The sequence below is a fragment of the Sphingomonas sp. Leaf412 genome, from assembly GCF_001425405.1.
Classification (GTDB): domain Bacteria; phylum Pseudomonadota; class Alphaproteobacteria; order Sphingomonadales; family Sphingomonadaceae; genus Sphingomonas.
Window position 1 is genome coordinate 858131 of record NZ_LMQP01000001.1, and the last position, 8474, is coordinate 866604.

An 8474-nucleotide genomic window follows, 5' to 3' on the forward strand; every position below is an offset into this window, starting at 1 on the left:
GCGCCAGGACGGAGGCGAGCGTGCACAAGATCACGAGCGACGTGGCGCGACGGATAATCGAGGTGAAGCTCGACGGGCTGTGTTCGATGGACGAATTCCGGACGTTCGTCATCGAACTGCGCGATGCGATCGCGAGGTTCCCGGTCGGTGACGCCCCGCCCGCCACGCTGTACGATTTCACCGGCGCGACGATCCAGACGCAGGAAGTCGTGGCCGCGATGAAGGCGCTGGCGGAGAATCCCGCCATGACCCACCGCCGCGTGGCGATGTATACCGAGGGCGTGCTGGCCCGGCGGCAGGCGGAGCGCATCTGCGAAAACCGGTCCAACATGTTCGTGTTCACCAGCCGGGCGTCGGCGCTCGACTGGCTGGCGACGCCGGCGGGCTGACCCGCACGGCATCGACCGCCGATACGGGCGCGTGCGCGGCCCTAGGCGGTGACGCCGACCAGTCGTCTGGCCTCGCGCACCAGTGCGGCGAGCACGACCGGCTTCGCGGTGAAGCTGCTGGCCCCGGCGGCCAGGCAGCTTTCCTCCATCTCGCGATCCTGGCGGGCCGAGATCGCCATGATGGGAACGGTGTCGGCACCCTGATCGGACGACAGGGTCGCGATCAGGGTCCGGCCGTCCATGTCGGGCAGGATGACGTCGATCAGGATCAGGTCGGGCCTGATCCGCGCGGCCATCAACCCGCCCTCGAGCCCGGTGGCGGACGTCACGCTCCTGAACCCGCTGGCGTTCAGGGTGTCGCGGAAGAGCTTGGCATGCAGCGGCTGGTCCTCGACGATCAGAACCACGGGTGCCACATCAAATTCCCGACAGCGGAAGAGGACCAGCGTCCCGGGGACGCCCCGGCTGGGTAGCGGCGATGCGGCCGGATGCATAAGCTTTTTCGCGACCCGCGCGCGAATTCCCCCGCCCGGACCCGACCCGAAGGCGTCCGGCGGGTCCGTTACGGGTAAACCGGTCGCGGATCGGCGGTCAGAACCAGGCGCGGACCCCCGCGACCAGGCTGAACCCGCCGGTATCCTCGCCGTCCGCCCGGGCATAGCGGGCGGTGCCCCCGAACCGGCGTTCCCACGATACGCCGACATAGGGCGCGAACTCGCGCACGACTTCGTAGCGCAGCCGCAGGCCCGCCTCCGCATCGGTTACGCCCGACCCCAATCGGCCGGACCGCACGTCCTGCGCCGACAGGTTCAGCTCGACGCGCGGTTGCAGGATCAGCCGCTGCGTGATGCGCTGGTCGTAATATCCTTCCAGCCTGCCCAGCACGTCGCCCCGGTCGGACAGGAACGCCGCGCCCTCGACGTCGAACCAATACGGCGCCAGCCCCTCGAACCCGACGCTGGCGTAGGTCCGGTCGGGACCGGGCGCGATATCCTGCCGGACCCCGGCTTGCAGGTTGAAATACGGGCCGACGGCGCGGCTGTAGAGCACTTGCACCTCGCCCCCCGCGCCGTCCCCGAACGTGCCCTCGCCCTCGCTCTTCACCGTCAGCCGGTCGACGTCGCCGCCGGACCAGAATTCGCCGTCCCACCGGTATCCGTCCCGGCCCTTGCGGAACTGGACCTCGGCCAGGTTGAACATGACCTGCCAGAGCGTCATCCCGCCATGTTCGTGGCGCAGGACGGCGCGCGCCGGTGCCATCGCGTCGCGGCCCCAGATGCGGTCCGCATAGGTGGGATCGGGCGCCGCGGGGGCCGGGGCGTTTCCGGCGGGCAGGGCGGTGCCGCCCGTCCCTATGCCCGCCGTTCCTGTGCCCCCCGTTCCTGCGCCCGCCGCAGCCGGCGCCGCCGTCCGCGCCGCGGGTACGCAATGCCCCATCGCGGCGTGCTCGGGCGGGCAGGTCGGGTCGTCGGGCGCCCCGGCCGCCGTTGCGGGCGCGGGCGTGGCGGGGGCCGCCGTCGTCGCGGCCGCGGGGGTGCAATGGCCCATCGCGGCGTGTTCGGGCATGCAGGCGCCATCCGCCGCGTCCGCGGCGATCGGCGACGCGCGCGGTGCGGCCGGTTTCGGGGTGGGGCGCACGGTCCTGCGCACGCTCTTGCGCCGTTGGGGCGTCGGCGCGGCCTTGCGCGGCGGCGTCTTGGGCGTCGCGGCCGGGGCGGGCATCGTCATGCCGGGCATGTGCCGGGAATGCTCCATCCCCTGTCCCGCCGCGGGCAGGGCGCTGGCGAGCGCGGGCAGCGCGGCGGCGGCGAGGAGCAGCGACCTCATGCCCCGTCTCCCCCGCGCGGCCGGACCGACACGACCTGCATCATCCCCCCGTGCATGTGGTACAGCATGTGGCAGTGGAACGCCCAGTCGCCGACCGCGTCGGTGGTGACGTCGAACGTGGCGGTGCCGCCCGGCTGGACCTGGATCGTGTGCTTGCGCGGCGCATATTCGCCGTGTCCCGTCACCAGTTCGAAGAAATGGCCGTGGAGATGGATGGGATGCCCCATCATCGTGTCGTTCACCAGCGTCACGCGCACCCGTTCGTCCTTCAGGAACGCGATCGGCGCCTTCACCTCGTTCAGCTTCTCGCCGTCGAACGCCCACATGTAGCGTTCCATGTTGCCGGTCAGGTGGATGCGCAGGCTGCGGTCGGGCGCGCGCACGTCGGGATTGCGGTCGACCGCCCTCAGGTCGGTATAGACCAGCACCCGGTGACCGACGTCGTCCAGCCCCTGGCCGGGTTCGCCCATCCGGTCGACGGGCATCGGCGAGATCGTCTGCACGGTCGGCGTCTTCTTCACCTCCGGCGCGACCGAGAAGTCGCGCATCGAATGGTTCATGCCGCCCGAACCGTGATCCATGCCGGACGCCGCCGCCGCGGCGGCGGGGGCCGACGCGTCGGCGGGGGTGCAATGTCCCATCGCGGCATGTTCCGGCGCGCACGCTGCGGCGGCGGGGGCGGCGGGGGCGGCATGGCCCATGGCGGCATGGTCCATGCCTCCCATGGCCCCCATGCCCATGTCCTTCATGTCCGCCAGTGGACGGCGGCGCAGCGGCGGGACCGCGGCGACCATGCCTTCGCGCGGGGCCAGCGTCGCGCGCGCCATCCCCGACCGGTCGACGCTCTCGCCGACGATCGTATAGGCGCGGTCGTCGGTCGGCTGGACGATGACGTCGTAGGTTTCGGCGACCGCGATCTGCATCTCGTCCACCCCGACCGGGCGGACCGGCAGGCCGTCCGCCTGCACCACCGTCATGGTCAGGCCGGGAATGCGCAGGTTGAAGGTGGTCATCGCCGACGCGTTGACCACGCGCAGGCGGACGCGCTCGCCGGGGCGGAACAACCCGGTCCAATTGTCGCGCGGGCCGTGGCCGTTGACCAGATAGGTGTAGGTGCTGCCGGTTACGTCGGCGACGTCGGTGGGATCCATCCGCATCGCGCCCCAGGCGCGCCGTTCCCCCGCCGCCTGATCCTTCCCCGCCAGCAGCCCGGACAGCGTCTGCTTCTGGAAATTGAAATAGCCGCCCTGCTGCTTCAGTTTCCGGAAGATCGCGTGCGGGTGCATCGGGCTGTGATCCGACAGCACGATCACGTGTTCGCGATCGGACGCGATCGGATCGGTGCCCCTGGGATCGATGACGATCGGGCCGTAATGGCCCAGCTGCTCCTGCAACCCGGAATGGCTGTGGTACCAATAGGTGCCCGACTGCACGATCGGGAATTCGTACGTGAAGGTGGACCGCGGCGCGATGCCGGGGAAGCTGACGCCGGGCACGCCGTCCATGTGGAACGGCACGATCAGGCCGTGCCAGTGGATCGAACTGTCCTCGTCCAGCGCATTCTCGACGTGCAGCCGCACGTTCTGCCCCTCGCGCAGGCGGATCAGCGGCGCCGGGACGGTGCCGTTGACCGCGATGGCATGACTCTCCTTCCCGTCGATCGTCATCATGCGGTGCGCGATGCGCAGGCGGATGTCCTCGCCCGACACGGTCGGCAGCGGGCGCACGATGCCCGCCGACACGGGCCGTGCCCAGGCGGGGAACCATCCCGACATGGCGGCGGTCCCGCCAAGGGCCATGGAACCGCGGATCAGGTCGCGGCGGTCGATCGAGACTGTCATCATTCTTCCGGCAAAAACTGTCGACCATGATACGCGGCGCGGGCCGCGATCCCTCGCGCTACACCATCGGGCCGCTCCGCGCCGCCGGGATCGCGTCAGCGGCCCAGGTCGGCGCGCAGCTTCGCCCGCGCGCGATACAGGCGCGTTTCCACCGTCTTCTCGCTGACGTCCAGCGCCTCGCCCGCCTCCGCCTGCGTCAGGCCGTCGATCGTGCGCAGCACCAGCACCTCGCGCAACGGGGCGGGCAGGCGGCGGATCGCGGCCTCCACGCGCGCCAGTTCGGCACGGTCGGCGACCGCCTCGTCGATCGGGGGCACGTCGTCGGCGACCTCGACCGCCTCGTCGGGCAGGATAGCGGAGATCAGCCGGCGGACGATGCGGCGGCGGCGCCAGTCGCGCGCCTTGTTGACCGCGATGCGCGTCAGCCACGTGCGCATCGGTCGCGCTGTATCGAACCGGGCGATCGACGCATGGGCAGCGATGAAGGCGTCCTGGACGATGTCGACCGCCTCGTCCTCGTCGCCCGTCAGCCGCGCCACCGTCCGGTGCAGCGGCTGCTTGTAGCGGCGGACGATCTCCCCGAACGCCGCGGCGTCGCCGGCGCGGCTCAGGCGCGCGAGGTCGCCGTCGCTATGGTCGGCGAGGGCCGCGCTCACTGCGTGTCTTCGGTCAGCGCTTTCATGACGGCGGCGTCGAACGTGGCCGCCTGGTCGGTCCGCAGCAGGCGGCGCATCGCGAAGACATGCGCCAGCGTCTCCTTCTGGAGCGCGCCCATCGTCCGGTGCGACGCGTCGATCGCCGCGGTGACCTCCGGACCGATCCGGTGCTCGGCGGCGATGGCGCGGGCGAGGCGGGCGTTCTCCGCGCGCATCGCCGCCTCCAGCGCCTGTCGCCGCCCCGCGAAATGCCGCTCGATCGCGTGCAGCTGGCGGTCCTGTTCGGGATCGAGGTCGATCCTGTCGTGCAGCAGGGCGTGCAGTTCCCCGGTCGGCGGCGTCGGGGCGGGGAACAGGTGGCGTCCGACGAACACCCCCGCCACGGCGGCGAGGAAGACGACCAATGCGGTAAGCCACAGCCGCCGCGCGGTCATCGCGCGCCCAGCAGCAGGGTCGACGGCGCCAGCGGGCTGGGGACCCCGAACGGCGCCATCTGTACCGCCCGCGCCTCGCGAACGGGATAGACGGCGCTGCCGACGCCCAGCAGCAAGGCGAAGGCCGCCCCCGCGACCGTCGCGCGCATCGCCGTCGTCCGCGCGGGCCGCTCCGCGATCATGGTCAGTACCCGGCCTTCCAGGCCGTCGAGCCCCGGGTGCGGCCCGGCGTGGATCCCGTGTCCGCCGATGCGCCCAAGCGCGGTGTCGATGTCCATGTCCATTGTGCTTTTCCCGTCCGCTCCGTTCTACGCGCCCGGGCCGTCGATCCCTCACGCACGGGGGCGGGCGAGGGGCGGCGGCGCGCGGTGCGTATGGCCATGACGTGAGTGATAGGAGATTTCGATGAAGCTTCGCCACCTGATCGTCCTGGCGGGTGTCGCGCTGTCCGCATCGCCCGCGGCGGCGCACCCGAAACTGCTGTCCGCCGCCCCCGCGGCCGCGGCGACCGCGACGCCGACCGGCCGGGTGCGCCTGGTCTTCGACGAACGGCTGATGCCGCAGCGGTCGACGGCGGTCCTGGTGATGACGGGGATGCCGGGCATGGCGAACCATCCCGACATGAAGATGCCGGGCGTCGCGACCGCGCTGTCGCGCGACCGACGGACCGTCGTGCTGAGCAGCGCCCGGCCGCTGCCCGCCGGGACCTATCGCGTCGACTGGGCGGTGGCGGGCGCGGACGGCCACCGCGTGTCGGGTCGCCACGCCTTCTCGATCCGGTAGCGTCCGATCGACCGCGCGGGGTCGTGCGTCTGGCGGCGCGCGCGCGGATGTCTATACAACCCGCATGGCCGATGCAGATCATGGCGCGGAAGTGGCATCCCCCCGCTATCGCGCGATCAAGGATTCGATCCTGGAGGGGCTGAAATCGGGTCGGCTGTCGGCGGGCGACCGGGTGCCGTCCGAAGCGGAGATCGTCGCGCAGTTCGGCGTCTCGCGCATGACCGCCAACCGCGCGCTGCGCGAACTGACCGCCGCGGGCGTGCTGGTGCGCCGACCGGGCGCGGGCACCTTCGTCGCGGAGGCGAAGCCGATCGGCCATCTGATCGAGATCCGCAACATCGCGGAGGAGGTGCGGTCGCGCGGCCACGCCTATCGTCCGCGCGTCCTCAGCGCCGCGGGGATGGCCGCGGACGGGACGGCGGCGGCATTGCTGGGGATCGCCACCGGCACCGCCGTCTTCGTCAGCGTGATCGTCCACCACGAGGCGGAATTTCCGCTGCAACTGGAGGAGCGCGTCGTCCTCGCCGATGCCGCACCCGGCTATGGCGATCAGGATTTCAACGTCGTGACGCCGAACGAATATCTGACCCGCGTCGCCCCGATCGAGCGCGTCGAGCATCGCGTCCTGGCGCGCATCCCCGACGCGACGGTCCGCGGCCTTCTGGGCATGAGGGCGGGCGAACCGGTGCTGGTCATGATCCGGCGGACGTGGAGCGGGGGCCGGCTGGTCTCGCACGCGGTGCTGACCCACCCGGCCGACCGCTACGAACTGACCGCGGGCTTCGCGACGCGCTAGACCCGCGCCTTGCGCCGGCGGATGATCCAGCGGAAGTCGGTCCTCCTGAAGCTCTTGAACAGCAAATAGAATCCGGTTCCCGACAGCCACAGGATGCCGAAGGCGACGACCACGATCAGCGGATGGTTGAAACTGCTGCGGTTCACGTAATCCATGTTGTGCAGCATCCAGAAGAAGTCCCACGTCCGCCACGTATCCCCGCGCGTGACCAGATGGCGGCCGGTGGTGGCGGAGATGTAGGCGCTCGAATGCTCCGCATCGTGCAGGTCGACGCGCCACATCGCCCCGTCATGGTCGCGCGCCTCCAGGTTCGGCCGGGCCAGCAGCGTCACGCCCGCGACCGCGGTCGACACGCCATGCGTCGCGATCGCGACCGCCAGCGGGCCGTCGACCGCCAGCCGCCGCCCGGTGACCGCGTCGATCAGGCGCGTGCCCGCCGCGTCGGTCACTTCGTAGGCGGGACGGCCCGCCACGTCGCGCAGCGCCAGCGCGCTCACCGGCCGACCGCGCAGGATCGCCGCGGGATCGACCAGGCCCGCGGTGGCCACCGGCATCGCATGCATCGCCGGGCCGTCGTGGCCGCCGACCTTTCCGGAATCGAGCAGCGCCATCATCGACCCGCTGAGCGCCCACAGCACGAACTGAAGCCCCAGGATCAGGCCGACCCATTTGTGGATGCGGCGGAACAGCAGCGGCGAGAGGCGGAACCGGGTCATGCGGCGGCCTTCCGCTTCCGGCGCTTCGGGAAGGACCAGATCAGCAGCCACGCGCCGCTGACCGCCATCGCGAACGCGCTCCATGTGGCGACGCGCAGCAGCGGATTGTTCACGTCGGTGCGGGTGTCGTAATCCATGATGTGCAGCATCCACGCGATGTCGAACACCCGCCACAGCAGGTGCCGCTTGGCGACCAATTCCCCCGTCAGCGGCGCGATATACAGCGTGGGCCGGTTCCAGCCCGCGAATTCGACCTGCCAATACGGTGGCTTGCGCGTGCCCAGTTCCTGCACCGGCGTCGTCAGGCGGGTCGCCCGGACGATGCGCGCGTCGCCCGAATACAGGCGCGTGGCGATGCGGCGGACGTCCCCCTCGTTCAACTCGCCCAGCCGCTGGCCGGTCCGCGCGTCATAGGCGGACACGCCGTCGGGCGCCTGTACCCGCCATACGGGTCGGCCCAGCCGCTGCTGGAGCCGCACCTCCGTCGCGCCCGTCGCCGCCGCGGCGATGCGCGCGGGTGCCATCAGGTCGCGCGTCTGCAGCGCGGGCGGCGTCGCGGCGCGGACCAGATGATCGCCGTGGATCGTGTCGATATGGACGACCACCATGTAGAACCCTGTCGCGGTCCACAGCACGACCTGCACCCCCACGAACAGGGCCAGCCATTTGTGCAGCCGCCGGACGGTCAGCGGCCATCGGAACGCGGCCACGGTCAGAACGCCGTGCGGACGCCGACGTAGAAGCGTCGGCGCAGCAGGTCGTAGGTCATCGTGTCGGTGTTCCCGTCGGTGAAGCTGGGGATATACGGTGCCCCGGTGTCGAACAGGTTGTCGACGCCGATCTGGAACCGCGTGCGCTCGTCCACCTCGAACGCGACCTGCGCGTTGTGGTAGAAGGTGTCGGGCGTGCGATAGCCGATCGCGGTGGGGGCGGCGTTGAAATCCTGCGCGCTGCCGATGAACTGCGTCGACCAGGTGGCGGAGACGCCGTCCTGCCGCGCGGTGGCGACGCCATAGCCGCGCCACTTCGGAT

At 71.0% G+C, this 8474-nt stretch carries 11 protein-coding genes and 1 pseudogene; 3 read left to right on the forward strand and 9 right to left on the reverse strand.

What is annotated here, in order from left to right; genetic code table 11:
- Window positions 1-20: 20 nt before the first annotated feature.
- Window positions 21-389: a hypothetical protein gene (locus ASG29_RS03990; RefSeq protein WP_055980361.1), complete on the forward strand. Its 369-nt coding sequence runs from the start codon at window positions 21-23 to the stop codon at window positions 387-389.
- Between the two features lie 41 nt (window positions 390-430).
- On the opposite strand, the gene ASG29_RS16975 is transcribed toward ASG29_RS03990, so the two are convergent.
- The 6 genes from ASG29_RS16975 to ASG29_RS04020 all read right to left on the reverse strand — a co-directional run bounded on the left by ASG29_RS16975 (window position 431) and on the right by ASG29_RS04020 (window position 5431).
- Window positions 431-805 (reverse strand): response regulator, encoded by a 375-nt coding sequence (locus ASG29_RS16975; protein WP_162242931.1) that lies wholly within the window; start codon window positions 803-805, stop codon window positions 431-433.
- Window positions 806-980: 175 nt separating this feature from the next.
- A complete protein-coding gene (locus ASG29_RS04000; protein ID WP_055980366.1) occupies window positions 981-2216 on the reverse strand; it encodes a copper resistance protein B in 1236 nt (411 codons plus the stop codon).
- The gene (locus ASG29_RS04005; RefSeq protein WP_082515640.1) at window positions 2213-4057 is read right to left on the reverse strand and encodes a copper resistance system multicopper oxidase; all 1845 of its coding nucleotides are present in this window, start codon (window positions 4055-4057) and stop codon (window positions 2213-2215) included. Before ASG29_RS04005 ends, ASG29_RS04000 begins: the two co-directional genes overlap by 4 nt.
- 95 nt (window positions 4058-4152) lie before the next feature.
- On the reverse strand, window positions 4153-4713 hold the full coding sequence (locus tag ASG29_RS04010) for an RNA polymerase sigma factor (protein ID WP_055980369.1): 561 nt from the start codon (window positions 4711-4713) through the stop codon (window positions 4153-4155).
- Window positions 4710-5147 carry a periplasmic heavy metal sensor gene (locus ASG29_RS04015; protein WP_055980372.1) on the reverse strand — a complete coding sequence of 146 codons (438 nt, stop codon included), beginning with the start codon at window positions 5145-5147 and terminating at the stop codon, window positions 4710-4712. Before ASG29_RS04015 ends, ASG29_RS04010 begins: the two co-directional genes overlap by 4 nt.
- Complete coding sequence (locus ASG29_RS04020) at window positions 5144-5431, reverse strand: hypothetical protein (protein WP_156457857.1); 288 nt, start codon at window positions 5429-5431, stop codon at window positions 5144-5146. Before ASG29_RS04020 ends, ASG29_RS04015 begins: the two co-directional genes overlap by 4 nt.
- Before the next feature lie 121 nt (window positions 5432-5552).
- Here ASG29_RS04020 and ASG29_RS04025 point away from each other — a divergent pair, with 121 nt between their 5' ends.
- A complete protein-coding gene (locus ASG29_RS04025) occupies window positions 5553-5930 on the forward strand; it encodes a copper resistance protein CopC (protein WP_055980376.1) in 378 nt (125 codons plus the stop codon).
- 64 nt (window positions 5931-5994) lie between these two features.
- On the forward strand, window positions 5995-6726 hold the full coding sequence (hutC, locus tag ASG29_RS04030) for a histidine utilization repressor (RefSeq protein ID WP_055980379.1): 732 nt from the start codon (window positions 5995-5997) through the stop codon (window positions 6724-6726).
- Here hutC and ASG29_RS04035 read toward each other — a convergent pair.
- The 3 genes and pseudogenes from ASG29_RS04035 to ASG29_RS17385 form a co-directional block, all read right to left on the reverse strand.
- A complete protein-coding gene (locus ASG29_RS04035; protein ID WP_055980382.1) occupies window positions 6723-7442 on the reverse strand; it encodes a PepSY domain-containing protein in 720 nt (239 codons plus the stop codon). The genes hutC and ASG29_RS04035 overlap by 4 nt on opposite strands.
- Window positions 7439-8152 carry a hypothetical protein gene (locus ASG29_RS04040; RefSeq protein WP_235532752.1) on the reverse strand — a complete coding sequence of 238 codons (714 nt, stop codon included), beginning with the start codon at window positions 8150-8152 and terminating at the stop codon, window positions 7439-7441. Before ASG29_RS04040 ends, ASG29_RS04035 begins: the two co-directional genes overlap by 4 nt.
- A 2-nt stretch (window positions 8153-8154) precedes the next feature.
- Window positions 8155-8474: pseudogene (locus ASG29_RS17385) on the reverse strand (TonB-dependent receptor); the annotation flags it as partial.

Coding starts and splice junctions, on each gene's coding strand:
- ASG29_RS04000 (WP_055980366.1), bottom strand. CDS start 2,216: ATGAGGTCGCTGCTCCTCGCCGCCGCCGCGCTGCCCGCGCTCGCCAGC.
- ASG29_RS04005 (WP_082515640.1), bottom strand. CDS start 4,057: ATGACAGTCTCGATCGACCGCCGCGACCTGATCCGCGGTTCCATGGCC.
- ASG29_RS04015 (WP_055980372.1), bottom strand. CDS start 5,147: ATGACCGCGCGGCGGCTGTGGCTTACCGCATTGGTCGTCTTCCTCGCC.
- ASG29_RS04020 (WP_156457857.1), bottom strand. CDS start 5,431: ATGGACATGGACATCGACACCGCGCTTGGGCGCATCGGCGGACACGGG.
- ASG29_RS04025 (WP_055980376.1), top strand. CDS start 5,553: ATGAAGCTTCGCCACCTGATCGTCCTGGCGGGTGTCGCGCTGTCCGCA.
- hutC (WP_055980379.1), top strand. CDS start 5,995: ATGGCCGATGCAGATCATGGCGCGGAAGTGGCATCCCCCCGCTATCGC.
- ASG29_RS04035 (WP_055980382.1), bottom strand. CDS start 7,442: ATGACCCGGTTCCGCCTCTCGCCGCTGCTGTTCCGCCGCATCCACAAA.